The organism is Streptomyces rapamycinicus NRRL 5491 (assembly GCF_024298965.1).
Taxonomy (GTDB): domain Bacteria; phylum Actinomycetota; class Actinomycetes; order Streptomycetales; family Streptomycetaceae; genus Streptomyces; species Streptomyces rapamycinicus.
Genome location: NZ_CP085193.1, coordinates 5484236 through 5509678 on the forward strand (window position 1 = coordinate 5484236; position 25443 = coordinate 5509678).

At 70.2% G+C, this 25443-nt stretch carries 21 protein-coding genes and 4 pseudogenes; 11 read left to right on the forward strand and 14 right to left on the reverse strand.

Annotated features, from left to right (window positions below; all coding sequences use genetic code 11):
* The first annotated feature begins 78 nt into the window (after nt 1-78).
* The 3 genes and pseudogenes from LIV37_RS22615 to LIV37_RS22625 all read left to right on the forward strand — a co-directional run.
* Entirely contained in the window at nt 79-315 is a 237-nt protein-coding gene (locus LIV37_RS22615; RefSeq protein ID WP_020869428.1) for a ferredoxin, read from the forward strand.
* Nucleotides 305-937 (forward strand): annotated as a pseudogene (locus tag LIV37_RS22620) (FAD-dependent oxidoreductase); the annotation flags it as partial. The gene LIV37_RS22615 and the pseudogene LIV37_RS22620, both read left to right, overlap by 11 nt.
* A 4-nt stretch (nt 938-941) precedes the next feature.
* Nucleotides 942-2003 (forward strand): annotated as a pseudogene (locus tag LIV37_RS22625) (cytochrome P450); the annotation flags it as partial.
* Between the two features lie 48 nt (nt 2004-2051).
* Here LIV37_RS22625 and LIV37_RS22630 read toward each other — a convergent pair.
* The 5 genes and pseudogenes from LIV37_RS22630 to LIV37_RS22650 all read right to left on the reverse strand — a co-directional run bounded on the left by LIV37_RS22630 (nt 2052) and on the right by LIV37_RS22650 (nt 6407).
* A complete protein-coding gene (locus tag LIV37_RS22630; RefSeq protein ID WP_020869429.1) occupies nt 2052-2585 on the reverse strand; it encodes a hypothetical protein in 534 nt (177 codons plus the stop codon).
* 260 nt (nt 2586-2845) lie between these two features.
* Nucleotides 2846-3538: pseudogene (locus LIV37_RS22635) on the reverse strand (FhaA domain-containing protein); the annotation flags it as partial.
* 275 nt (nt 3539-3813) lie between these two features.
* Nucleotides 3814-4063 (reverse strand): annotated as a pseudogene (locus LIV37_RS22640) (RtcB family protein); the annotation flags it as partial.
* 49 nt (nt 4064-4112) lie between these two features.
* Entirely contained in the window at nt 4113-4634 is a 522-nt protein-coding gene (locus tag LIV37_RS22645) for a hypothetical protein (RefSeq protein WP_148717811.1), read from the reverse strand.
* Nucleotides 4635-5150: 516 nt separating this feature from the next.
* Nucleotides 5151-6407 carry an RtcB family protein gene (locus LIV37_RS22650; RefSeq protein WP_020869432.1) on the reverse strand — a complete coding sequence of 419 codons (1257 nt, stop codon included), beginning with the start codon at nt 6405-6407 and terminating at the stop codon, nt 5151-5153.
* 163 nt (nt 6408-6570) lie between these two features.
* Here LIV37_RS22650 and LIV37_RS22655 point away from each other — a divergent pair, with 163 nt between their 5' ends.
* The 3 genes from LIV37_RS22655 (at nt 6571) to LIV37_RS22665 (ending at nt 9919) form a co-directional block, all read left to right on the forward strand.
* On the forward strand, nt 6571-7515 hold the full coding sequence (locus LIV37_RS22655; RefSeq protein WP_243146178.1) for a DUF3558 domain-containing protein: 945 nt from the start codon (nt 6571-6573) through the stop codon (nt 7513-7515).
* 147 nt (nt 7516-7662) lie between these two features.
* The gene (locus tag LIV37_RS22660) at nt 7663-8367 is read left to right on the forward strand and encodes a hypothetical protein (RefSeq protein ID WP_020869434.1); all 705 of its coding nucleotides are present in this window, start codon (nt 7663-7665) and stop codon (nt 8365-8367) included.
* A gap of 97 nt (nt 8368-8464) precedes the next feature.
* Nucleotides 8465-9919, forward strand: coding sequence for a DUF2637 domain-containing protein (locus LIV37_RS22665; protein ID WP_214663046.1), 1455 nt, complete (start codon nt 8465-8467; stop codon nt 9917-9919).
* Between the two features lie 82 nt (nt 9920-10001).
* On the opposite strand, the gene lysS is transcribed toward LIV37_RS22665, so the two are convergent.
* Nucleotides 10002-11750, reverse strand: coding sequence for a lysine--tRNA ligase (lysS, locus tag LIV37_RS22670; protein WP_121824626.1), 1749 nt, complete (start codon nt 11748-11750; stop codon nt 10002-10004).
* A 156-nt stretch (nt 11751-11906) separates the two neighbouring features.
* On the opposite strand from lysS, the gene argS reads away from it, so the two are divergent.
* Nucleotides 11907-13694 (forward strand): arginine--tRNA ligase, encoded by a 1788-nt coding sequence (argS, locus tag LIV37_RS22675; protein WP_020869437.1) that lies wholly within the window; start codon nt 11907-11909, stop codon nt 13692-13694.
* 78 nt (nt 13695-13772) lie between these two features.
* Here the strand turns inward: argS and LIV37_RS22680 are convergent, their stop codons facing one another.
* Nucleotides 13773-15266 (reverse strand): alpha/beta hydrolase, encoded by a 1494-nt coding sequence (locus LIV37_RS22680; RefSeq protein ID WP_020869438.1) that lies wholly within the window; start codon nt 15264-15266, stop codon nt 13773-13775.
* Nucleotides 15267-15481: 215 nt separating this feature from the next.
* Here LIV37_RS22680 and LIV37_RS22685 point away from each other — a divergent pair, with 215 nt between their 5' ends.
* Nucleotides 15482-16069: an AMIN-like domain-containing (lipo)protein gene (locus LIV37_RS22685; protein ID WP_121824625.1), complete on the forward strand. Its 588-nt coding sequence runs from the start codon at nt 15482-15484 to the stop codon at nt 16067-16069.
* 86 nt (nt 16070-16155) lie between these two features.
* On the opposite strand, the gene LIV37_RS22690 is transcribed toward LIV37_RS22685, so the two are convergent.
* The 6 genes from LIV37_RS22690 to ilvD all read right to left on the reverse strand — a co-directional run bounded on the left by LIV37_RS22690 (nt 16156) and on the right by ilvD (nt 22109).
* Nucleotides 16156-17037, reverse strand: coding sequence for a D-alanyl-D-alanine carboxypeptidase family protein (locus tag LIV37_RS22690; RefSeq protein WP_121824624.1), 882 nt, complete (start codon nt 17035-17037; stop codon nt 16156-16158).
* A 197-nt stretch (nt 17038-17234) separates the two neighbouring features.
* The gene (locus tag LIV37_RS22695; protein ID WP_020869441.1) at nt 17235-18602 is read right to left on the reverse strand and encodes an MFS transporter; all 1368 of its coding nucleotides are present in this window, start codon (nt 18600-18602) and stop codon (nt 17235-17237) included.
* A gap of 490 nt (nt 18603-19092) precedes the next feature.
* Complete coding sequence (locus LIV37_RS51790; protein ID WP_020869442.1) at nt 19093-19224, reverse strand: hypothetical protein; 132 nt, start codon at nt 19222-19224, stop codon at nt 19093-19095.
* A gap of 16 nt (nt 19225-19240) precedes the next feature.
* Nucleotides 19241-19684, reverse strand: coding sequence for a dihydrodipicolinate synthase family protein (locus LIV37_RS52625; protein WP_121824623.1), 444 nt, complete (start codon nt 19682-19684; stop codon nt 19241-19243).
* 77 nt (nt 19685-19761) lie between these two features.
* The gene (locus LIV37_RS22700) at nt 19762-20469 is read right to left on the reverse strand and encodes a GntR family transcriptional regulator (RefSeq protein WP_254807110.1); all 708 of its coding nucleotides are present in this window, start codon (nt 20467-20469) and stop codon (nt 19762-19764) included.
* Entirely contained in the window at nt 20466-22109 is a 1644-nt protein-coding gene (gene ilvD, locus LIV37_RS22705; RefSeq protein ID WP_020869444.1) for a dihydroxy-acid dehydratase, read from the reverse strand. The genes LIV37_RS22700 and ilvD overlap by 4 nt, the downstream gene beginning before the upstream one ends.
* Nucleotides 22110-22248: 139 nt before the next feature.
* On the opposite strand from ilvD, the gene LIV37_RS22710 reads away from it, so the two are divergent.
* The 3 genes from LIV37_RS22710 to LIV37_RS22720 all read left to right on the forward strand — a co-directional run bounded on the left by LIV37_RS22710 (nt 22249) and on the right by LIV37_RS22720 (nt 24541).
* Nucleotides 22249-22932: a haloacid dehalogenase type II gene (locus LIV37_RS22710; protein ID WP_020869445.1), complete on the forward strand. Its 684-nt coding sequence runs from the start codon at nt 22249-22251 to the stop codon at nt 22930-22932.
* A 128-nt stretch (nt 22933-23060) separates the two neighbouring features.
* A complete protein-coding gene (locus LIV37_RS22715; RefSeq protein WP_020869446.1) occupies nt 23061-23681 on the forward strand; it encodes a nucleoside/nucleotide kinase family protein in 621 nt (206 codons plus the stop codon).
* Nucleotides 23681-24541, forward strand: a complete 861-nt coding sequence (locus tag LIV37_RS22720; protein WP_243146176.1) for a LysR substrate-binding domain-containing protein — start codon at nt 23681-23683, stop codon at nt 24539-24541. Before LIV37_RS22715 ends, LIV37_RS22720 begins: the two co-directional genes overlap by 1 nt.
* Here the strand turns inward: LIV37_RS22720 and hemB are convergent.
* On the reverse strand, nt 24480-25433 hold the full coding sequence (gene hemB, locus LIV37_RS22725) for a porphobilinogen synthase (protein ID WP_243146307.1): 954 nt from the start codon (nt 25431-25433) through the stop codon (nt 24480-24482). The genes LIV37_RS22720 and hemB overlap by 62 nt on opposite strands.
* Nucleotides 25434-25443: the final 10 nt, after the last annotated feature.

The following is a 25443-nucleotide window of genomic DNA, read 5'->3' on the forward strand; positions in this document are numbered from 1 at the left end:
GTGCGCCGCCCCGGGGCGCTCCGATGCTGGCAGTGGCCGTCACCTCGCGGTGATTCCTCACGGTGAAGCGGAGGCGTCATGAGGGTTGTCGTCGATCTCAACCGGTGCCAGGGCTACGCGCAGTGCGCCTTCCTCGCGCCCGATGTGTTCGCGATGCACGGTGAGGAAGCGCTGCTGTACGACGCGCGGCCGGACGACGCGCGGCGCGCGGACGTGCTGCGGGCGGTGGCGGCGTGCCCGGTCAGGGCCATCACCGTGGAGGGCGCGGGCGGCAGGTGGACGGCGGACCGGGTGGGTGCCCCCGATGGCGCTTGACGGCTCCGTGGAGCGGCTCCGGCGCGAGGGCCACATCGTCGTCGTGGGTGCCTCCCTGGCGGGGCTGCGGGCCGCCGAGACGCTCCGGGAGGAGGGCTCCACCGGCACGCTCACCATGATCGGTGACGAGCCGTACGAGCCGTACGAGCCGTACGACCGTCCGCCGCTGTCCGAGCAGGTCCTGCTCGGCCTGGTGCCGGTGGACCAAACGGCCCTCCCCCGGCGCCGCGCGATCGACGCGCGGTGGCGGCTGGGCGTCGCCGCGACCGCGCTGGACATGGCGGCCAAGCGGGTGGCGCTCGCCGATGGCACCTCGGTGGAGTACGACCGGCTGCTGATCGCCACCGGTGTGCGCTCCCGCCCGTGGCCGAACGAGCTGGAGGCCGGACTGGACGGCGTCTTCGTGCTGCGGACCACGGACGACGCCGCCCGGCTGGTCCACCGGCTGCGGGCCGGGCCCCGCCGGGTGCTGGTGATCGGCGCCGGGTTCACCGGCTCGGAGATCGCCTCCGTCTGCCGTGAGCGGGAGCTGCCCGTCACGGTCGCGGAACGCGGCCCGGCTCCCCTGGTGGGCGCCCTGGGCGGCGTGATCGGCGAGGTGGCCGCCGAGCCACAGCACCAGCGGGACCCCGGTGGTACGGGACGAGTCCGGCCCCTACCTGGTCAGCACCTACTGGGAGATCCACAGCCTGCTCCACGACCCCAGGGTCAGCTCCGACGTCCGCCATCTCGCCCCCGGGGCGAGAACCGTCGCCGGCACCGACCTGCCGCCGAGCTTCATCCGGCTCGACCCGCCCGACCACGACCGGCTGCGCCGGCTGATCATGCGGACGTACGGTCCTCCGCACGCGCCCCGGCGCGTCTACGACCTGCGCGGCGAGATCTCCGGAATCGTCTCCGGCCTCATCGACCGCTTCCAGGGGCGGGACCGGATCGACCTGGTCGAGGGCTTCTCCTACCCCTTCCCCGTCACCGTGATCTGCCGTCTGCTCGGCGTCCCCCCGGAGGACGAGCAGCGCTTCCACGGCTGGGCCGACACCGTGGCCACCGCCATCGAGCCGCCCGCCGGCACGCCCGAGGAGCGACAGGCCCACCGGGAGACCGTCCGGGAGGCCCGGCATCAGCTCGCCGCGTATCTCTCCGGCCTGATCGACCAGCGCCGCCGCGCGCCCCGGGACGACATGATCTCCGGTCTGGCCACCGAGCGCGGGGCGGCGAGAGCCCGATGTCCCTGTCCGAGATGCTCAGCAATCTGACGCTGCTGCTGATCGCGGGCCATGAGACCACCGTCAATCTGATCACCAACGGGATGCTCACCCTGCTGCGCCACCCCGACGCCCTCAAGCAGCTGCGCGAGGACCCCGAGATGATCTACCCGCTGGTGGAGGAGCTGCTGCGGTTCGAGCCGCCCGTACAGCTGCTGCCCGAGCGCACCACGCTGGACGACATCGAGATCGGCGGCACCACCATCCCCAGGGGCGCCTCCCTGTGGCTCGCCCCGGCCTCGGGGAACCGGGACCCCCAGCGCTTCCCGGAGCCGGACCGCTTCCTTCCCGACCGCCCTGACCGAACTCGTGCGTCGGCTGGACAACCCGCGCCTCGTCCAGGACCCGCCCCCGTACCGCCGCAACGCCGTCCTCAGAGGGCCGCGGCACCTGGCCGTCGCCTACGACGGCCTCAGGCGTTAGGCGGTGCCCGACGGGTCTCGCCGCCTGCGGCACGGAAGGGCGCGCGACTTACACAGCGCCTTGCGGGGGCTGTGGGGGAGCAACCGCGGTGGCGGCCTCCCGGGCCGCCCGCTCCGATGCCCTGATGTCGCCCGCGTCACTGCGCCGCAGGACAAAGATTTTCGCGAGGGCGAGGAGACTCGGCCCACACAGACACGCCGACAGCCACGGCTGAGCGGGCGCAACCACGACACCGGCGCTGAGCAGCGCCAGCGACAGCACAACTCCGGATATCAGCCCGCTCATCCGGTACACATGACTACGTCGCCGCTCAGCGTCACGAGCGGCTCGTTCCCCCGCGGACTTCTCCATCGCGGCCGTCCGGCTCGCGGCGGCTTCGGCCGCGGCATGCCGCTGTTCCGCCAGGGCACGCTCATTGTCGAGCTGCTTCATGCGTGCCTGATGCTCCCGCTTGAGCTGGGGTTCAAGCGCCTTCAGAGCGATTTCGAGCTTTTCCGCCCCAAGAGCCTCGCCCCACTGCGCGGCGATAGCAAACCCGGCATGGATGCTCGGATCTGGAAGGTTGTCAGCCGGGTCTGTCACTCCTGTGCCCCTCCATCATCAGACCCCACAGGGGTGAATTGACGACCCGTCGGCTCAGGCGGGGGGCCCAGCCGAAGGAAGAGTCGCGCGAGCGCACTGTCCAGCGAATCGGCGGCCGGGATGATGTCTTCGACGTCATAGCCGCCGCGGGCGCCTTGGCCCATAGCCGGAATAGCCGGAACGGAGCGCTCGGGGCCTCGCGTCTCCTGCTGCTGGCCTCGCGTGTCCTGCTGGTCCATGCCGGGGGTGAGCGTTGGCTCCTCGGTTTGCCGGTAAACGACGGTGGTGGTGCCCATGACGATTCGCGAACCGTCGCGGAGCGTAGCGCGGGTGGTGTGCTGCCCGTCCACCACGATGCCGTTGGTGGACCCGAGATCCTGGATCGTCGTGGGCGTTCCGGTCCGGATCTCGCAGTGCCGACGGGAGACGCCGAAGTCGTCGATCCGCACATCGGCTTCGGTACCGCGGCCCAGCACCACCGTCGGGCGGGAGATCTGGTGGCGGGTGCCGTTGATCTCGATCCAGTGGCGCACCTGGGCGTGGGAGACCGGGGCAGGCCCGGGAGCCTGGCGGTCGGTGGAGCCGACGAGCGTACGACTGCGCACCCGGTACCGGCCGGTGCCGAGGTCGTTCGCCTCCTCCAGGCGGACCTCGACGCGGCCCATGAAGGCGTACCGCTGCTGATTGGCGTAGGCGTGCACCATGTCGGCGAGCTCGTCGCCGAGTTGGTCGGCGTAGGGGCTGAGGCGCTGGTGATCCGCCGCGCTCAGCTCCACGACGAAGTCGTTGGGTACGACGGTCCGGCCGCGGTTCCAGATCGTGGCGTTGTCGTCACACTCGCGCTGGAGCGCTCCCACGATCTCGACGGGCTGGAGCTCGGAGTGGAAAACCTTGGCGAAGCCGCCGCTCATCAGACCTTCGAGACGCTGCTCGAAGCGTTTCATTCCCCCCAATGAGCACCTCCCTGGCCGCGTGCCACCGGCCTCCTGCCCACCCGACAACGTGTCATCGCCGCCAGACTCGGACATACCCCGGCCGCCGCCGACGGGAACGTGGCATCACCACCACCGCAATCGCGCACCGCGCCACGTCGCAGGGCACTCGGCCGCAGCAGGCAGAAGCCCCGGACCGTCGCCGGTCCGGGGCCTGTCGATCACGTGCGGTCCGGTACGTACGGTCCGGTGTGTACAGTCCCGCACGTACAGTCCGGTACGTACGGTCCCGCAGCTCAGCCCTTCACGCACACCACCTGCTTGAGCCTCGCCACCACCTCGACAAGGTCCCGCTGCTGGTCGATGACCTTCTCGATCGGCTTGTACGCCCCCGGGATCTCGTCCACGACGCCGGAGTCCTTACGAACCGGTGCCCATCGAGCCCGGGATGATCCCGTAGTCCCCGCCCCCGGCGCGGATGGCGCCCTTACGGGTCACGAGAAGGTCCATGCCCTCGTAGCGCTCCTCCGCCACGTAGTTGTGGTGTCAAGAACTGCCCTCCACTCTGTCGGGGGGAGGCCAGCCGGTGTGGCGTTCAAGTCACGTCCACACAGGGGTCGTAGTCCTTCTTCTTGGAACAGGACTCGAACCGCTTGGCGTACTCCTTGACGGCTGACTCGAACACGTCCGTGGAGGAGACGATCGTCCACTCCGTTTTCACGCCGAGGTCATGGTCGAGCGTTAGCCGGGTTCGATCTTTGGAGAGGGTGCCCGTGACGACCCCATATTCGCTCAGGCCGTCGAACTCAAACGTGCTGGCCGACCCGCGCCCGTTGAAGTCGGTCTCTCTCCGGTACTCATGGCCATCGTCGCCGAAGCGCACCAGCGTGTACTTCCCGATCACCTGGCCGCCCTCGGGGTGGACCTGGAATGCCAGCATGGCGTGCTTGAGCTTGACGTACTTGCTGCCATCCACGGCCACGGCGACATACTTGCGGGGTTGGGCCGCCTGCGTCGTACTTGTGGCTCGGCTGTCGGCGGCCGAACTCGCGTTAGCAGCAGGTTGCTTGTCGCCGCCGGAGCAGCCAGCGGCCGATGCAACTAGCAGCGCGGTCAAACCCCCGATGCTGACAGCATGCATCCGCACGCGCAAGAGCAAACGCCGTAACTTCGTTACTCGACCCACGAGCCCCCCGGTGTTGCAGTCGCTGGTGTTACGTTCTATGGCCCAGCAAAGTAGCAGCGGCGCCGACTGGCGTCGACACTCGCTTCGTCGGTCGGCTTGCCACGTGTGAAGTTCTGTGCTGGCTTGACGGCAGCCGTTGAGGTGGTGGTCAGTGGTTGCTGTACAGCAGCGAAGTACAGCAACCACCGCAACCACAGCCGACCGCCACCAGCCTCAGCCGACCGGCTGACCAGCCCGACAGACCTCAGCGACCGCCCCGCGCGTAGTTCGCATCGAGGGGGTCAGGGGGTCAAGTCCCCCCAGGTCGACCGCAACAGCGCACCGCAGCCGCAGATCAAAGCCCTCGCCGAAGATATCCGGCGGGGGCTTTTACTCACGGTGACGAAGCGGGCAGACTTCCGGACCGTCGCCAGTCCGGGGGCCGTCGATCACGTGCAGTCCTGGAGTTCAGCCCTTCACGCAGATGACCTGCTTGAGCTTCGCGACCACCTGGACCAGGTCCCGCTGCTGCTCCATGACCTGTCCGATCGGCTTATACGCGGCAGGGATCTCATCCACCACACCGGAGTCCTTGCGGCACTCCACACCCCGCGTCTGCTCCTCCAGATCCCGCGCCGAGTACCTCTTCTTCGCAGCGTTCCGGCTCATCCGGCGGCCCGCACCGTGCGAGGCAGAGTTGAACGACCCGGGGTTGCCCAGGCCACGGACGATGTAGGACTCCGTTCCCATGGAGCCGGGGATGATCCCCCACTCCCCCGAGCCCGCGCTGATGGCTCCCTTGCGGGTAACCAGCAGATCCATCCCCTCGTACCGCTCTTCACTGACATAGTTGTGGTGGCAGCTGATCACACCAGGGCGGTACTCGACGGTCCTCATATGACCTTCGGCATCTTCCTGCTGGCAGCTGATCACCGGATCGAAGACCGGGCGGGCCTTCTTGAACTCCTTGCGCACCACGTCCTGGAAGAGCGCCATCATGATCGCGCGGTTGTACTTCGCGTACTCCTGCGCCCAGAAGAGATCGTGCCGGTACGCGGCCATCTGCGGGGTGTCCGCTATGAAGACGGCCAGGTCGCGGTCGACCAGACTCTGGTTGTGGGGCAGCTTCCGGGCCTCGCCGATGTGGTACTCGGCCAGCTCCTTGCCGATGTTGCGGGAGCCGGAGTGCAGCATCAGCCAGACCGAGCCCTCGTCATCGAGACAGAACTCGATGAAGTGGTTACCGGATCCGAGCGAACCCATCTGCTTGACGGCCCGCTCCTGGCGGAACCTGACCGCCTGGGCCACTCCCCCGAACCGGCTCCAGAAGTCGTCCCACCCCGTCGTCGGAAACGCGTGCAGCCGCCCCGGGTCCACCGGGTCGTCGTGCATACCGCGCCCCACCGGGATCGCCCGCTCGATCCGGGACCGCAGCCGGGAGAGATCCCCCGGAAGGTCGTTGGCGGTCAGCGACGTCTTGACGGCCGACATCCCGCAGCCGATGTCCACCCCGACCGCCGCCGGGCACACCGCGCCCTGCATCGCGATCACCGAGCCGACCGTGGCACCCTTCCCGTAATGCACATCCGGCATCACGGCGAGGCCCTTGATCCAGGGCAGGGTGGCCACATTGCGCAGCTGCTGCATGGCCACGCCCTCGACCGTCGAGGGGTCGGTCCACATCCGGATCGGCACCTGCGCGCCGGGCACCTCGACATACGACATGATGCACTCATTCCCCCGTAAAAGACTGATAACGCAAAAGCCGGGCCAATGCCTCATAGGCGGCGGGCGACCGGCAGGCACGGCAGTGCGTGCGATAGACATTGTGTCCAGCCACCGCCCGCGGGCGGCAAGGAGTTTTCCGTCGCTCGAAGGGACACGGACAGTGCAGCCAGCGCAGCGAAGGGCGTACGGACGGCGGGCCACCCCGGCCGTAGCCGTGCTCATCACCGTGCTCGCCGTCGCGGGGCTCGGCGGATGCACCGGCTCCGATTCGGCGACCGACCCGGACGACGGCGCCTCCGGCGACTCCGGGACGGCCGTCTCCGCCGAGCCCGGCCGCTATCGCACGCTGCCCGAGGCGTGCGGCGCGGTGAGCCGCAAGACCCTCCAGGCCCTGCTGCCCGGCGCCGAGCAGGACGACAAGGTGTACGACGGCCAGGCGGCCGTGACGTATGACATAGACCGCCGGGACGGCTGCCGCTGGAAGGTGGAGACCACGAGCGGCACGCGCTATCTCACGCTCGACTTCCAGCGGGTGGTCTCGTACGACCCCTCGGTCAGCGATGACGACCGGGCCCAGGAGACGTACGAGAAGAAGGCCGTCGCCGCCGACATCCCGGACGCCACGAGCACTCCCGCGAGCCCCTCCGGCTCGGAGAGCGGCTCGGGCGGCGACGCGGGCGGCGAGGGCGGCTCCTCCGCCTCCGCCAGTTCGAGCGCCGATGAGCCCGGCAAGAGCAGCAAGGGCGACAAGGGCGATGAAGCGGGCACGGGCGACAAGGCCGACGAGGGGGGCAAAAGCGCCGATAGTCCCTCCGCGGGCGCCGATGCGAGCGGCGGAAGTGACGAAAGTGACACCGACTCGGAGGACACCGCCCCGCGCCGGCTGGACGACCTCGGTGACGACGCCTTTCTCAACGACCAACTGATCACCAAGGACTCGGGTATCCACCGCGACATCACCGTCGTGTTCCGGTCCTCGAATGTGATCGCCACCATTGAGTACGACCAGTGGACGACCGACAAGAAGCACATTCCCAGCAGCCAGGAACTGCAGGAAAGCGCCCAGGACTTGGCCGATGAACTGACCGGTCGCCTCAACGAATAACGGGTCCTCGCCGCACCCCCGCGAGCCCCCCGGCCCCTCCCCGCGGAGACCTCGGAAATTGGGACGCCCGCGCGTCGGCCGCGTACCGTGCCGACTAATGACGCGGGCGGCACGTCCGCCCATCGACAGAGAATGAGCGAAGGACCCATGCACCGTTCAGCCCCGCGACTCGCCCGAATACTCGCCTGCGCGACCGTACCGGTGGTGCTCGTCGCCGGCTGCTCCTCCGGCTCGGACAAGAAGGACGACAAGAACGCCGGTGGCTCAGCGAGACCCAGCTCGCCCAGCGCTTCACCCACCGTCGCGGCAGCGAAGTTCGGCAAGCTGCCCGATGTGTGTTCCACGCTTTCCGGGAAGACGGTCGACGATCTCGTCCCCAAGGCGCAGAACAAGAAGGGCAAGGCCCTTCCCTCGGCCGACACCAATACGTCGGCCAGTTGCCTGTGGAGCGGCCTCGACAAGTTCGACTACCGCTCCCTGACCGTTTCCCTCAAGCTGTTCCACTCCGACCCGGGGCTCGGCTCCGGCGACAAGCGCGCCGGGGAATACGCCGCCCAGCAGGCGAGCAGGGCCGCCACCGCCGGCAAGGTGACCGACCCCAAGACCGAGAAGGTCGCGGGCATCGGCGACGAGGCGACCACGGTCAGCACCAAGGAGAAGAAGGACGGCGACGACTTCCGCGACCAGACGGTCGTGGCCCGCACCGCCAATGTCGTCATCACCCTCCAGTACGACGGCGCGGGCTATGAGACCGCCAAGGCCCCGGACGCGGCCGACCTGCTCAAGGACGCCAAGTCCGCGGCCAAGGAGGCCGTCGGCGCCATCGGTAAGGGCGCCAAGAGCGGGGCCTGACTCGCCGACACGACCCCTTCCCGCCCATGAGCCTTGACGTGTATGCGACTCTGATGCGGCTGTTGTTGAGGACGGGGAGGGGTCGCGGGTGGCCGCGATGCAACTGACACGGATGCACCGAATACTGGCCGGGGTGGTCGTCACCGGGGCGGTGGTGATCGCCGGGATCGGCTTCGCCGGTTCCTACGCCGCGGTGCGCGATCTCGCCCTCGACAAGGGCTTCGGCAAGTTCGCCAATGTCTTCCCGATCGGCATCGACGCGGGGATCGTGGTCCTGCTCGCGCTGGATCTGCTGCTCACCTGGATCCGCATTCCCTTCCCGCTGCTGCGCCAGACCGCCTGGCTGCTGACCGCGGCCACCATCGCCTTCAACGGCGCGGCCGCCTGGCCGGACCCGGTCGGCGTCGGCATGCACGGCGTGATCCCGATCCTGTTCGTCGTCTCCGTCGAGGCCGCCCGGCACGCGGTCGGCCGGATCGCGGACATCACCGCCGACCGGCACATGGAGTCGGTCCGCATCGCCCGCTGGCTGCTCGCGCCGGTGCCCACCTTCCGGCTGTGGCGCCGGATGAAGCTGTGGGAGCTGCGCAGCTACGAGGAGGTCATCAGGCTGGAGCAGGACCGGCTGGTCTACCAGGCCCGGCTGCGGGCCCGCTACGGGCGGTCCTGGCGCCGCAAGGCGCCCGTGGAGTCGCTGATGCCGCTGCGGCTGGCGCGGTACGGGGTGCCGCTGGCGGACACCGCACCGGCGGGGCTCGCGGCGGCCGGTCTGGACCCGTCCACGGTGTCGGCGACCGCGCTTCCCCCGGGCCGGTCGGCCGCGGCGGACGGGACGGGGCCCAAGAGCGCGTCCCTGGAGGCCCAGCCGGGCCCGTACGGCGCGCCGGGGGCCGTGGCGGACCTGGGGCCGCAGCAGCACCCCCAGCAGCCCCAGACGCAGGAACTGCCGCTCTCGCTGCCCCTGCCGGTGTACCAGCAGCCCGCCGGGCAGGGCCATGACGGCCGGAACGCCGTGCCCTTCGACCCGGCGGCCGCCCACCCCGCGCCGGTCGAGCAGCAGCCCCAGCAGCTCCAGCACCCGCAGCAGGCACAGCAGCCGCAGCAGCAGCTCCAGCCGCAGGACCAGCAGGTCCCGGGCCAGGCGCCGCATTCCGAGCAGCAGCCGCAGTTCCAGCAGCCCCAGCCCGCGCAGCCCCAGCTGACCGTGCCGGTCGGGCCCGGCGGCCGGGTGCGGCCGCTCGGCGGTGAGGGCGTGGGGAGCCATCAGGGCGTCTACGTACCGGAGCAGCGCGAGCCCGAGCGGTTCGCGTACGAGGAGCTGCAGCCGGAGCAGCAGCTGAACCAGCTGCCGGACGACGTGCCGCGCGAGGAGGTCTACTACGCGACCTTCCGCCAGTTCCTCGCCGACCACAGCCGGTACCCCTCCGCGTACCAGTTCGGGCAGCGGCTGCGGGAGACCTACGGCGTGACCGACCTCAGCAACAGCGAGCTTGCCGGGTACGTCGAGGACTTCAAGGAGCGCGTCCGCCTGGAGCGCGAGGCCATCCCGTAGCCATCCCGCAGCCGCCCCGGGAAGCCGGAACGCCGGGCGGCGGCCGTAGGGCCATCCGCCCGGCGCCCGGGAGTCGCGGAGGTCAGGCCGCGAGCAGCTTGCGCACCCGGTCCGCGCCCACCGCCAGCAGCAGCGTGGGCAGCCGCGGGCCGGTGTCCCGCCCGACCAGCAGGGTGTAGAGCAGCGCGAAGAACGACCGCTGGGCGACCTTCAGCTCCGGCGTCGGCTTGGCCTCCGGCGACAGCCCCGCCTGGATCTTGGGCACCCCGTAGACCAGCGTGGTGAGGCCGTCCAGCGACCAGTGGTCGTCCAGGCCGTCGAGCAGCAGCCGCAGCGACTCCCGCTCGGTGTCGCCCAGCGCGGCCAGCCGCTCCGTGTCCGGCTCGTCCCGGACCCGGGTGCGCTGATCGGCCGGGACCTGGGTGGTGATCCAGCGCTCGGCCTTGTCGAGCCGGGGCCGGGTCTCCTCCAGGGACTTCACCGGATTGTCGGGGTCGAGCTCACCGAGGATGCGCAGCGTCTGCTCGTCATGGCCGGTGGTGATGTCCACCACCGAGGCCAGCGTGCGGTACGGCAGCGGGCGCGGGGTGCTGGGCAGCTCGCCGGTGGCGGTGCGGGTCGCGCGGCGGTACGCGGCCGCGTCCGCGGGCTGGGCCGTGGACTCGGTGATCTTCCGCTCCAGCGCGTCCCACTCGTCGTAGGTGCGCTGGATCTCCTGGTCGAAGGCGATCTTGAAGGACTGGTTGGGCCGGCGGCGGGCGTACAGCCAGCGCAGCAGCGGGGCCTCCATGATCTCCAGCGCGTCGGCCGGGGTGGGCACACCGCCCTTGGAGGACGACATCTTGGCCATGCCGCTGATGCCCACGAACGCGTACATCGGGCCGATGGGCTGCTCCGCGCCGAAGACCTCGCGGACGATCTGGCCGCCGACCACATAGGACGAGCCGGGCGAGGAGTGGTCGACGCCCGAGGGCTCGAAGACCACGCCCTCGTACGCCCAGCGCATCGGCCAGTCGACCTTCCAGACCAGCTTGCCGCGGTTGTGCTCGCTCAAGCGGACGGTCTCGCCGTGGCCGCACGCGCAGGTGTACGCCAGCTCGGTGGTCTCGTCGTCGTAGGAGGTCACCGTGGTCACATCGCGCTCGCAGACCGAGCAGTACGGCTTGTACGGGTAGTAACCCGCCTCGCCCGCGCTGCCGTCGTCCTCGGCGGCCGCGCCCGAGCCCTCGGCGGCGGCCAGCTCGGCCTCGTCCACCGGCTTCTGCTGCTGCTTGGGCTTCTTGGCGCCTGGCTTGTCCTTGGTGCGGTACCGGTCCAGGACGGCGTCGATCTCCCGGCGGTGGCGCATCGCGTGCAGGATCTGCTCCCGGTACGCACCCGAGGTGTACATCTCGGTCTGGCTGATGGGGTGGAACTCGATGCCCATCTCCCGCAGCGCCTCGGCCATCGGCGCCTTGAAGTGCTCCGCCCAGTTCGCGTACGGCGAGCCGGGCGGGGCCGGGACCGAGGTGAGCGGCTTGCCGATGTGCTCGGACCAGGAGGGGTCGATCCCGGCCGGGACCTTGCGGTACCGATCGTAGTCGTCCCAGGACAGGATGTGAACGCACTCGCGGCCCCGGCGCCGGATCTCGTCGGCGACCAGGTGCGGGGTCATGACCTCGCGCAGATTGCCGAGGTGGATCGGGCCGGACGGGCTGAGGCCCGAGGCGACGACGACAGGTTTGCCCGGGGCGCGGCGCTCCGCCTCGGCAATGACCTCGTCGGCGAATCGGGAGACCCAGTCGGTCTCGGTGCTCTGAGCCACGGTCGGCACTTCCTTCCTAGCGGTCATGGCACCGCCCATTGTCCCAGACGGAACAGACCCCTCCGGATTCACCCACAGGGCCCGCCGGGCGAGCCCGGGTTGTCCACAGGCCGGGGAAATCGTTGGACCCGCCGTGAAATACTGGGTTGCCCATACCACCACTATCGGAATGGCACCTCATCCATGGCATCGGTCCTTTCCCTCGCCGCTACGGTCCATCAGCGCGTCGCGGACGCCCTCTCGGCTGCTCTGCCGGAGGCCGGCTCCGCGGACCCGCTGCTGCGACGAAGCGACCGGGCCGACTTCCAGGCCAACGGGATGCTGGCGCTGGCCAAGCAGCTCAAGGGAAACCCCCGTGAGCTGGCCGCCAAGGTCGTGGCGCACCTTCCGGTCGCCGCCACCTCGGCCGACCCCGATCCGGTGATCGCCGACATCGAGGTCTCCGGCCCCGGCTTCCTCAACATCACCATCGCCGACTCCGCGATCACCGCGACCCTCGCCGCCCGCGCCGCCGACGACCGCCTCGGCGTGCCGTTCGCGCAGGCGCCCGGCACCACCGTGATCGACTACGCCCAGCCCAATGTGGCCAAGGAGATGCACGTCGGCCATCTGCGCTCGGCGGTGATCGGCGACGCGGTGGTGCGGATCCTGGAGTTCGCGGGCGAGCAGGTGATCCGCCGCCACCACATCGGCGACTGGGGCACCCAGTTCGGCATGCTCATCCAGTATCTGATCGAGCACCCGCACGAGCTGGACCACAAGGACGCCTCCTCCGGCGAGGAGGCCATGTCCAACCTCAACCGGCTCTACAAGGCCGCGCGGGCGCTCTTCGACTCCGACGCGGAGTTCAAGGAGCGGTCCCGGCGGCGGGTGGTGGAGCTCCAGGCGGGCGACGAGGAGACCATCGCCCTGTGGCGGAAGTTCGTGGACGAGTCGAAGATCTACTTCTACTCGGTCTTCGACAAGCTGGACATCGAGATCCACGACCCCGACGTGGTCGGCGAGTCGGGTTACAACGACATGCTGGCCGAGACCTGCCGGCTGCTGGAGGAGTCCGGTGTCGCCGTGCGCTCCCAGGGCGCGCTGTGCGTCTTCTTCGACGACATCAAGGGCCCCGAGGGCAATCCGGTGCCGCTGATCGTCCAGAAGTCCGACGGCGGCTTCGGCTACGCGGCCACCGACCTCTCCGCGATCCGCGACCGGGTGCAGCACCTGAAGGCCGACACCCTGCTGTACGTGGTGGACGCCCGGCAGTCGCTGCACTTCAAGATGGTCTTCGAGACCGCCCGCCGGATCGGCTGGCTCAATGACCAGGTGCACGCCGTGCAGCTCGCCTTCGGCACCGTCCTGGGCAAGGACGGCAAGCCGTTCAAGACCCGCGCGGGCGAGACGGTGCGGCTGGAGGACCTGCTGGACGAGGCCACCGAGCGGGCCGCGGCCGTGGTCCGGGAGAAGAGCGAGAAGCTCGGCCTCACCGAGGAGGAGGTCCTCGAGCGCGGCGCCCAGGTCGGCGTCGGCGCGGTGAAGTACGCGGACCTGTCCACCTCCGCCTCGCGGGACTACAAATTCGACCTCGACCAGATGGTCTCGCTCAACGGGGACACCTCGGTCTATCTCCAGTACGCGTACGCCCGGATCCAGTCGATCCTGCGCCGCGCCGATGAGGGACAGCGGGCGCTGGCCCACCCGGAGCTTCCGCTGGCCCCGGCCGAGCGGGCGCTGGGCCTGCACCTCGACCAGTTCGGGGAGACGCTGCGCGAGGTGGCCGCCGGGTACGAGCCGCACAAGCTGGCCGGGTATCTCTACCAGCTGGCCTCGCTCTACACGACCTTCTACGACCAGTGCCCGGTCCTGAAGGCGGAGGGCGGCCCGGCCCAGGTGGAGAACCGCCTCTTCCTGTGCGACATCACGGCGCGCACGCTGGGGCGGGGCATGTCCCTGCTGGGCATCCGCACCCCCGAGCGCCTCTGAGCCCGCCGAACGTGAGGAGCCCCGCCCCGGAAAGACGGGGCGGGGCTCTCCGCGTTCATCGGTGGCTCGTCACAGGCGTCACCGGCAGAGCACATCGCGTTTCGGCCGCTCGCCGGTCAGCAGGAAGTCCGTCACCCTCCGGTCCGCGCAGGCGCTGCCGTTCTCCATGTACGCCGCGCCATGCCCCATCGCGTCCACGCTGACCATCCGGGCGCGGTCCCCATAAGAGCGCCGGAGGCCCCGCGCACCGCTGTACGGGGTGGCCACATCGCGCTTGTTCTGCACCAGCAGGACGTTCGACGGCCCCTGGCCGGTGATCCGCACCGGCTTGTCCCTCGGCTCGTCGTGCCAGAACGTGCACGGCGTGACGTTCACCGGCATGCCCGCGGTGAGCGGGTGGCTCTTACGGCTGGCGGCGACATCCCGCGCGTAGCCGGGCAGGGAGGTGGGCCACGCCACGTCGTTGCAGATGGTCGCGAGGGACACGGCCGCGGCGTCCTGCGGGGGGTCGGCCGGTGCCTCGGCGGGCGCCTTGCCCGCGTCCGCGTCGACGATCAGCCGGGCCAGGCTCTCGAAGTCGTCCCGGGAGTACAGGGCGTCCAGCACGGACTGGCGCAGTGCGTTGCCGTTCAGCTCGGGCGGGTTGGCGCCGGGCCACGGCAGCGGCTTCGCGTCCAGCCGGGCGGCGAGCTCCAGGACCCGCCGCCGCACCCCGTCGGGGGTCCCGGCGAGCCGCACGGGGCTGTCGGGGGCGGAGGCCCAGCGGGCGAAGTCGGGGAAGGTGTCCTCGACGCCCACGGCGTAGTTGGCCAGCCAGCCGCGCTCCACCCGCTCCGGGTTCGGGTCGTCATTGCTGTCCAGCACCCAGCGGTCGGTGTGCTCGGGGAACATCTGCGCGTAGACGGAGCCCACATACGTCCCGTACGAGACGCCCCACGCGGACAGCTTCCGCTCGCCGAGCGCCCGGCGGACGCTGTCGATGTCCCGCGCCTCGTTGACGGTGCTGATGGTGCGCAGCAGTTCGCCGCCGTTGCGGGCGCAGGTGTCGGCCATGCGGCGGCCGGTGGTGATGTTCCGCGTGATGTCCCCGCCGGGGGCGGGCCAGGGGCGGGAGGCGAGCAGCGAGAGATCGCCGGGGTTCAGATCGCATCCGGTGTGCGTGGACTTCCCCAGGCCGCGGGGGTCGAAGCTGACGATGTCGTACGCGTCCCGCACCGGCTTCGGCAGCCGCTTGCCGAGCGTGCTGGGCCGGTCAAGACCCGGCGATCCGGGGCCGCCCGGGATCAGCAGCAGAGTGCCGCGGCGGGCCTGCGGCCGTTCGCTGGGGATGCGGGAGACCGCGAGGGAGATCCGCTTGCCGCCGGGGTCGCGGTAGTCCAGCGGCACCTTGAGCGTGGCGCATTCCTGACGGGGGTCGAGCCCGGTGCCCTCGCAGGCGCCCCAGTCGGGCGCGGCGGCGGTCGGGTCGGCCGGCGGGTCCGGGGTCGCGTTCGCGGACGCGACCCCGAGGAGGGAGGCGGTGGCGGCGGTGGCGAGGGCCAGTGCGGCGGTTCTGCCGGTCGTCGGTCTCATGTGCGCAAGCCTTGTCGAACCGGCCCCGCCGTCCCATCCGGGCAACCGGCCGACCCGCTCGGGGGAAAACCCCCGGGCGACTGCCATGAGCACCCTCCGCGCACGTAGCATTCGGGACACATTTCCCGGACCGGGACAACCTCTCACCGCCCCGGCCCGTCCAACCCCGTGAATCACCTGTCATCAACGGACAACAGACCATTGGGGGCTCGACCATGCGACGGTGGGGGACCGCACTCGCGGCGATGGCGCTCGCGGGCGGCGCGCTGGCGGCGACGGCGGGGGCGGCCGCGGCCGTCACGCCGACCGCGGCCAAGGCGGCGACGACCTGTGAGACCGGCTGGGGCAGCGGCGAGAAGACGGCCCAGCCGGCGGGACACGCACCGCTGGGGGACATCAGGACGGGCCGGCACGCGTGCTACGACCGCATCGTGTTCGACGTGAAGGGGGCCACGGCCGCCGATCGCGTCGGCTACCGCGTGGGCTATGTGAACACCCTGTACCAGGACGGCTCGGGCGAGGAGATCCCGGTCCGCGGCGGCGCGATCCTGGACATCCATGTGTCCGCGCCGAGCTACGACCCGGGCAGCGGCGCGGAGTCGTACCCGGGGCGGGCGCGCAAGCCGCTGCCGGGCGTGGACGTCTCCGGCTACCAGACCTTCCGGGACACCCGCTTCGGCGCCAGCTTCGAGGGTGAGACCCAGGTCGGCCTCGGGGTGCGGGCGCGGCTGCCGTTCCGGGCCTTCCAGACCGACGGGCATGTCGTGGTGGACGTGGCGCACTCCTGGAACGCGGTGCGCTGAGCACGGCGCCGGGACGACGACAAGGGCCTGCCCCGCGGCCCGATGGGTTCGCGGGGCAGGCCCCCTCGCTGTGCCGCGGGTGACGGCTACCTGCTGAAGCCGTAGTCCATCAGCTTCTTCGCGTCCTTTGTGCGGTTGTCCACCGAGGTGGAGGCGAGCACGGTGCCGATCATCGTCTTCCCGCTCCGGGTGGCGGCGAAGACCAGGCAGTACTTGGCCTCCGGACCCGAGCCGGTCTTGACGCCGATGGTGCCCGAGTAGCTGCCCAGCAGGTTGTTGGTGTTGGTCCACGACATGTAGCGGTAGCCGCCGCTCTTCGTGGTCACCTTCTGCTTGGTCGACTTGGTCTTCACGACCGAGCGGAACGTGGAGTACTTCATCGCGCTGCTGGCCAGCTTGGTCAGATCGCGCGGCGTCGAGTAGTTGGCGCCGTGCCCGATGCCGTCGAACGAGTCGAAGTGGGTGTTCGTCAGCCCGAGGGACTTGGCGGTGGTGTTCATCTTCCCGATGAACGACTTCACCCGCGCGGCCCGGGTGGAGCCGGTGCCGAACTTGTCCGCCAGCGCGTACGCCGCGTCACAGCCGGACGGCAGCATCAGCCCGTACAGCAACTGGCGGACGGTGACCTTGTCGCCGACGATCAGCTTGGCCGACGAGGCCCAGTTGTTGTCGACGATGTAGTCGCTGTACGCCTTCTGGACCGTGACCTTGGCGTCCAGGTTCAGGTTCGGCTGCGCGAGCACCACCCGGGCGGTCATGATCTTGGTGGTGGAGCCGGTGGAAAGACGGCCGTCCGCGGCCTTGGTGAACAGGCTCTTCCCCGTGGCGTTGTTCATCACGAACCCGCCCTTGGCGGCGATCGTGGGACTTGCGGTCGTCGCGGCCTGCGCGGAGGCGGTGAACGCCCCCGCCGCCAGCACGGCTCCAGCGGTGATCGTGACCGCGGAAACGCGACGTAGACCCTTCATGCCGGTTTTCAACGTAAATATCTCCAAATGAACCTTATGTGCGGCCGCATCGTACGGTCGCTCACCGATGAGACGCGGGAGAGGGGTCGATAGATGTGCCTCTCTGCCGAGATTTCCAGGAAATTTCCCGGGCTGTACGCCTGGCGCCCCCGGCCACGGGGGGCGAGGAGGAACCGCGCAGAGAGTGCGGTTCACCGTCACATGACGTGATGCGTGGATCGAGGCTCAGCGTTGGCGGTCGCCGGTTCGGCCAGAGCAGCGGATTCGTGGAGGGCCAGGCCATGCGTCTCCGGGGCCCATCGCATCGAGATGCCTGCTCCGAGCAGGGTGATGGCCGCTGCCACGAGCATCGTCGGGCCGATTCCCCACGAGGTCAGGGCGAGCGGGACGAGATAGGTACCGATCGCCGCGCCGATCCTGCTCAGCGACGAGGCGAGGCCGACAGCGGTTCCCCGAACTTCGGTGGGGAACAGTTCGTTCGGGTAGATCCACTGGAGGTTTTGGGCGCCTCCGATGAGGACGGCGTAGGCGGCGAACAAGATAATGATCACGGCGGCGGGGGCGGAGGGGAACAGGCCGAGCACCAGAAGTGCCAGACCGGACCAGGTGAAACTGTGGATGATCAGGGCCCGCCGGCCCATGCGGTTGATGACCACCATGGCGAGGACACAGCCGACCACGAAGAAGACCGTGATCAGGGCCGAGCCGATGTTGGCCAGGTGGCCGTTGAGGTGGAGCGCGCCGAGGATGCGGGGTCCGAAGGCATACACCGCGAACAGCGGCACGATCGAGCATGTCCAAAAGGCACTGACGAACAGCATGCGTCCGACGTAGCCGGACCGCCACAGCAGCATCAGGCCGACGCTCTCGTGCTCTTCTTCGGGCAGGTCAGAAATGCTGGCCTGGTCGCCGAACACCTTGCGCATCACGGCATTGGCCTCGTCGACGCGCCCCTTCTTGGCCAACCAGCGCGGGGACTCGGGAGTGCCCAGCCGAAGCAGCACGATGAGGAGGGCAGGCAACGCGGCGCTGGCAAGCATCCACCGCCAGCCGGTGCCGTCGACGGTCAACAGGGCTTCGCCGACGACATAGGCGGTCGCCGCGCCGACGAACCACATCACCATCAGGCCGCCGAGGAGCGGGCCTCGGTAGCGGCGCGGCGTGAACTCGGCCAGGAGCGAGGTGGCGATCGGGTAGTCGGCGCCCACGGCCATGCCGATCAGCAGGCGCAGGACGAACAGCCATACCGGATCGGTGGCCCAGAACTGCGCCACCGAGCATCCGATGATGGCGATCAGATCGATGGTGTACAACACCTGCCTGCCGAACTTGTCGGTCAGGTATCCGCCGAGGAAGGCGCCGAAGAAGATGCCTATGAGGGCGGAAGCGCCGATCAGCCCCAGGGCGGCGTCGGAGAGATGCATCTGCGGCCCCAGTTGCACGATGGCAACGCCCACGACGCTCAGGATGTAGCCGTCGAGGAAGGGGCCTCCGGAGGAGTACAGGGCGAGTTTCCTGTGGAATCCGTTCAGCGGCGCATCGTCCAGGACGCTTGATGTTGTCATGGGGAACTCCTGTGCTGTTGCCGGGCGAGGAAGCCCGATCGGGCCGGGAGGAGGTGAGTGTGGTGCGGATGCGGCTCTCTTCGTGGCGCCTCGTGGCACCAGTCAGGAGGCTGAGGAAGTTCGGTCACCGTCGCCGTCCGCCCAGCGCGGAGAGGACGCGCCCATTGCGGAGAGGACGCGCCCATTGCGGAGATGACGCCGGTGTTCTCACGACCGGGCTTCACACCGGCCGGCACTTCGCCGGTCTCGGCGACAACCTCGGGCAAGCCGTCGGGGACGTACCCCGTCGACGCGGGCAGCTCGTGTTCCCCGATGCTGTCGACGATGGAGGTGTCGGCGCGTTGGGCGGTGCGGGGACCCGGAAGTGTGTTCAGGTCGCACGGGAGGAACGTCAGGTGTCAGGGGCAGCGGCGCTGTCCCGAGACGTACAGCAGGTCACCTGGTGTCCGCGACGGCCGATCGCGCACCACCGCGGCGTGCGGGAACGCTCCTACGCGACGTGCTCGACGTACGCGACGTGCTCGACGTACGCGACGTGCTCGACGTACGCGACGTGCTCGACGTACGCGACGTGCTCGACGTACGCGACGTGCTCGACGTACGCGACGTTTGCTGTGGTCACAGTGGCCTTGCAGGCTTCACTGGGGTAAGTGGGGTAACGCTCGCCGGGGCCGCTGCGTCGGAAGTGCCCGCGCCCCGCCTCCCGGATGCGGTCGACGAACTACGGCGGGACGACCAGTGCCGCGTCCGCACCGACCGCCCGGGTCGCGAGGGAGGCCGCCAAGGTTCCGCCGGTGCGGATTCCGCTGGGGCCCCGGGCGAGTTGGGCGTCCGGGCCGACGGCGTCGCCGGTCCAGGGCGCGCAGCCGCGTCTTCTCCTCCTGATCCAGCCGCGTCTTCTCGTTCCGTTCGGGGGCCCGGACCTCGCCGGTCGAGCCTTCGACGAGAACGCCATCGGCACCCTTGCCGAGGAGATGCCCCCCGTGCTCGACAAAGACCTCCTCGTCGATCTCGCCGGATGGGTGGAACGGCGTGACGGCGGCGACGATCGAGCCGCTCGGTGCGGGATTGCTGTTGTTCATGGTGGCGAACCCTTTCCAGGCGGCGATGCCCGATCCGGCAGCTGGGGGCGGCGCGGGCCGGACCGGCACAGCCCGCCCTAGTGGCCGTCGTCTGCCGACGGTTCGGGGAATCCGAGCACCGAGCTCCGGTTCTCCTCGATATGGCCGAGCATGGTCGTGCGGAATCGCTTCGCGTCGCGCCTCTCGAGCGCGTCGATGATCGGCCAGTGCGAGTCGCTCACCGACAGGCTCAAGGCGAAGGTCCGGTCACCGATCGACTGGAACAGCATCAGCTTGCCACTCAGGATGGTCCAGGTGCGCCTCGCGGTGTCGGTCGAGGCGATGTCCATCAGGTCCCGGTGGAACTGGAAGTCCAGGCTCACCATGTCGACGAACTCCCGGTCCTGTTCCGCCCGTCGCATGCGTTCGGTGACATCACGCAGGTGGCCGATCTGTTTGGGGGTGATGACCTCGCACAGGTCTTCGGCGGCCATCGTCTCCAGCAGCTCGCGGATGGCGAGCGCCGCGAGCGCTTCCCGCTGGTCGACCTCCACGACGCGCGCTCCGCGCTGCGGGATGAGCGTGATCATCCCTTCCTGCGCGAGCTGGCGGAGTGCCTCCCGGATGGGCCCGCGGGAGAGGTTCAGGGTCCGCGAGATCGACACCTCGTTGAGGCGTTCGCCGGGCTGGAAGTCGCCGTTCAGGATGGCCTGTCGCAGCGTGTCCGCCACCGATTCGAACAGCAGCTTGTGCTCGACCTTGCGCATCACCGCACCGTGCCTCTCCTCGTCCCGCCCGCCTGTCACTGGTTCGTTGTGACGGCGCCATCACATGCTTCCGATACCGACCGTGCGTAGCGTGCCAACACGCCCTTCTCCGGGACCTGACGGCCGGGCGACGGCGTGCGGGCCCGCAGGGTCGCCTCGTCGACGTCGATGTCGAGCCGTCCGTCAACAAGATCGATCGAGACCTGGTCGCCCTCCCGGACGAAGGCGATGGGCCCGCCGGAGGCCGCCTCCGGGCAGACGTAGCCGATGGCCGCGCCGTGCGAAGCGCCGGAGAACCGGCCGTCCGTGATCAGTACGACGGTCTCGGCCAGCCCCATGCCGACGATGGCCGCGGTCGCGCCCAGCATCTCACGGAAGCCGGGGCCACCCCGGGGGCCCTCATTGCGGATCACCACCACGTCGCCGGAATGGATCCGGCCGCCGTGGATGGCGACGATCGCGTCCTCCTCGTTCTCGAACACCTTGGCCGGGCCCGTGTGGCGCAGCAACTGAGCCGGAACGCCACCGCTTTTGACAATGGCGCCACTCGGGGCGAGCGAGCCGCGCAGCACGGTCAGCCCGCCCGTCGTGTCCAGCGGCTCGTCCAGCGGCGCGATCACGCCCTCGGTCCAGCCCGGGTCGGCGTCGGCGACCGGGCGGATCCGCGCACTGTCCTCCAGTAGCGGGGCCAGCTCGCGCAGGAGCGCCTGCACACCCCCGGCCCGGTGGAACTGCGGCAGCGAGACCTCGCCGGACGGGCGCAGCTTGACCAGCGTCGGCGTGCTGGCGGCGAGCGACCCGAAGTCGTGCCAGTCGAACTTCACCCCCGCCTCGTGCGCGATCGCCGGCAGGTGCAGCGAGATGTTCGTCGAGCCGCACACTGCCAGGGCCACCCGGGCCGCGTTCCGGATCGCCTCGGAGGTGACGACCTGGTCGATCGTGAGCTCCTTCTCGAGCAGGGAGACGATCTCGCGCCCGCTGGCGTAGGCGATCCGCAGGTGCTCGGCGCTGCCTGCCACGACGCTGCCCGCACCCGGGAGCGACAGGCCCATCGCCTCGGCGCACAGTGCCATCGTGTTGCCGGTGTACGCGCTCGCACCGCCCCCGGCGCCGGGCATCTGCGCCAGCTCGAGGCGGGCGAGCTGGGCCGCGTCGATCTCGCCGGCGTGCACGCGGCCGATACCCTCGAACACGGTCTCCCAGGAGAGCTCCTCCCCGTCGAGGACTCCGGTCTCGGTGGTGCCCGCGTAGACGTAGACGGTCGGCAACTCGCAGCGCAGTGCCCCCATGAGCATGCCAGGGGTCACCTTGTCGCCACCGGCGATCACGACCAGCGCGTCGAACGCGTGCGCCTGGACCATCAGCTCCACGGAGTCCGCGATCGTCTCCCGGGCAGGCAGGACATAGCGCATCCCCTCGCTGGCCTCGCTGAGGACGTCGGTCGCGTGGATGACCCCGAACTCCATCGGGGTCGCGCCCGCCGCAAGCACCCCGTCCTTGACCCGGCGGGCGACCCGCTCGAGGTGGACATTTTCGGCGGCGATCTCGTTCCATGCACAGGCCACGGCGACCAGGGGGCGCCGCAGCTCCTCCTCGGTGCGTCCGGTTCCGTAGAACCACGACCGGGCGAACGCACGGTCGGTGCCCTGGTACCGGACCCAGCTGCGGCGCGAATTCATCGGCTCCGTCTCCACTTCGTCAAGGCGTCAATCACTGTCCGACGACGCTAGGAGTGGACATGGAAAATGTCAACACTTTACTTTTTACAGCCGGGGCACGCAGAATCGCCCCCCAACCGATGACGCATATGGGAGAGCCATGCCGCCCCTGCACGACGTTGACACGATCGTCTTCGACATCCTGGGCACCCTCGTGGACGACACCGCGGGCCTGCGCGCCGCCCTGGCCGAGCTTGTCCCCGACCCCGGGCGGGTCGACGACCTGGTCACACTCTGGGGTCGCCACATCTCCACCGAGCACCGCCGGATCGTCGACCTCGAGCGGGCCTATGTGCCCGGCGCGGTGCTGGACCGCGAGGCCGCGCAGGTGGTCGTCGACGCCACGGGTCTGTCCGACCCGGCCGTCGTCGACACGCTGGTCCGCGCCGCCCGGCAGCGGCCCGCCTGGCCGGACTCCGCGGACGCGCTGGCCCGGCTCGGCGCCGACCACGAGCTGATCGGCCTGTCCAACGCGGATGTGACGGCACTGCTGCGGATGAACGCGGCCGCCGGTCTGCGCTGGCACACTGCGCTGTCCACACAGGCCGTCGGCACCTACAAGCCCGACCCGGCCGTGTACCAACTGGCGATCGACTGCGCGGGCGGGTCCCCGGACCGGATGCTGATGGTTGCCGCGCACGCCTGGGACCTGCGCGGCGCGCAGGCGATCGGCCTGCGTACCGCCTACCTCGAGCGGCCCGGCGGCGACCCGCCCGCCGCCGGGGACCGGTTCGACATGCACCTGGGCTCGCTCGCCGAGCTGACTGGCACCCCGCGCCCCTGACGTGATCCGGAGCCGCTGGGGGGGTCGTCACGACCCCGTCGGCCGGCTGCGATGTGCAGCAGGGACGAAGGCGAAAAGAGGGGAAGCTCACCACGACAGAATCTCCGAAACCGCCGAAAGCACCCGCCATGACTCCCCAGCAACTCCTTGAGCGTGCCCAGCGCCTGGCCGACGCAGGCGGCCGCCGCCTGCTCGGCATCGCCGGACCGCCCGGGGCCGGTAAGACCACCCTCGCCGCGTACCTGGTCGACGCCCTCGGCGCCGACCGGGCCGCCCTGGTGCCGATGGACGGCTTCCACCTCGCCGACGCCGAACTGCGCCGACTCGGCCTGATCAGCCGCAAGGGCGCACCGGAGACCTTCGACCCGTACGGCTACACCGCACTGCTGCGGCGGCTGCGGGCGCCGCGCACCGGGGAGGTCGTCTACGCGCCGGGGTTCGACCGCGAGCTCGAGCAGCCGGTCGCGGGCTCCATCCCGGTAGCGCCGGAGATCCCGCTGGTGATCACCGAGGGGAACTACCTGCTGCTCGACGAGGCGCCCTGGCTCCCGGTCCGCGAACTGCTGGACGAGACCTGGTGGGTCGACCTGGACACCGAGGAGCGGGTGCGCCGGCTGATCGACCGCCATGAGCGGTTCGGCAAGCCGCGCGAGGAGGCCGAGCGCTTCGTCCTCAGCTCCGACGAGGCCAACGCCCGGCTGGTCGCCCCCGGGCGGGCGGCCGCCGACTTCGTGGTCGGGGACCGATGATGACCGGCGCCCCGAATCTCGGAGCCGTCGACTGGTCCCTGCTCACCGTCTCCTTCGGCGCGATCACCGCCATCGGCCTGATCACCAAGCGGGCCGGCCACACCACCGGTGACTTCTTCCTCGCCGGGCGCTCAATGCCCAACCCTGGGCCCCCGCCCCGCCGGCCGGGGCCGGAGCCGGGGGCCACGCACGGGGCTTGGGCCGGGGCTGGGGGGCCGCGGCCGGGAGCCGCGGCCTCGGCGCGGCAGGGGTGGGTGGACGTCGAACTGGGCGTCCTCGGACCCCTGGACCCGGAGATCCGAAGCCGACCGCTCACCCGGATGACGATGGCCGGCATCGCCCGCGGCGGTCATCCCCTCTTCGACGGGCGGATCGACGCCCGCCGTTACGCCGCCGCCGACCACATCGGTATCTCCCGGCACGGCAAGCGCCTCGGCCCCATTGACAGCGCACTCGCCGAACGCGGACTGCGGCGCCGGATCGCGGTCGTCGTACCCAGCCACACGAGCGCGATGATGCTCGCCCGGGACACCGACCTCGTCGCACTCACCCTGGGCGACTGGCTCCCCGACGCCACCTCGGCCCTGGGGCTGCGCACCTTCGCCATCCCCTCGACCTGGCACCCGTCGACCTCGCCATGGCCTGGCACCCCCGCAACTCGGCCGACCCGGGGCACCGCTGGTTCCGCGACCACCTGGCGGCCACCGTCCTCGCCCCGTCGGCCACGGACCCAGGCCGATCAGGCACGGGAGACGGCCGCGCCGGGTGAGCCTCAGGCACGGCGGCGACGACTCCAGGTCAGCCGCCGGGCTGCTCCCCGCGGTTCAGCCGCTGGGCCACCTCGGTCGCCCAGTACGTGAGGATCATTCCCGCGCCCGCGCGCCGCACCGAGGTCAGCGTCTCCATGATGGCGCGGTCGCGGTCGATCCAGCCGTTGGCCGCGGCCGCCTCGACCATCGCGTACTCACCGGAGATCTGGTACGCGGCCACCGGCACGTCCACGGCGTCGGCGATCTGCCGCAGGATGTCCAGGTACGGCAGGGCCGGCTTGACCATGACCATGTCCGCGCCCTCGGCCAGGTCCAGCTCCAGCTCGCGCAGCGACTCGCGGGCGTTGGCCGGGTCCTGCTGGTAGGTCTTGCGGTCGCCCTTCAGCGAGGAGCCCACCGCCTCGCGGAACGGGCCGTAGAAGGCGGAGGCGTACTTCGCGGTGTAGGCGAGGATCGAGATGTCCTGGTGCCCGGCGCCGTCCAGTGCCTCGCGGACCACCCCGACCTGCCCGTCCATCATTCCGCTGGGGCCCACCGTGTGGACGCCCGCGTCGGCCTGGGCGCGCGCCATCTCCGCGTACCGCTCCAGCGTGGCGTCGTTGTCGATCCGGCCCTCGGCGTCCAGGACCCCGCAGTGGCCGTGGTCGGTGTGCTCGTCCAGACAGAGGTCGGACATGATCACGAGGTCGTCGCCGACCTCGGCGCGCACATCGCGGATCGCCACCTGGAGGATCCCGTCCGGGTCCGTGCCGGGGGTGCCGACCGCGTCCTTCTTGGACTCCTCCGGCACCCCGAAGAGCATGATCCCGCCGAGCCCCGCGGCGACCGCCTCGGCCGCCGCCTTCCGCAGCGTGTCCCGGGTGTGCTGGACCACGCCCGGCATCGACTGGAGCGGCACCGGCTCAGTCACGCCCTCGCGGATGAACGCGGGCAGGATCAGCTCGGCCGGGTGCAGCCGGGTCTCCGCGACCATGCGCCGCATCGCGGGCGTG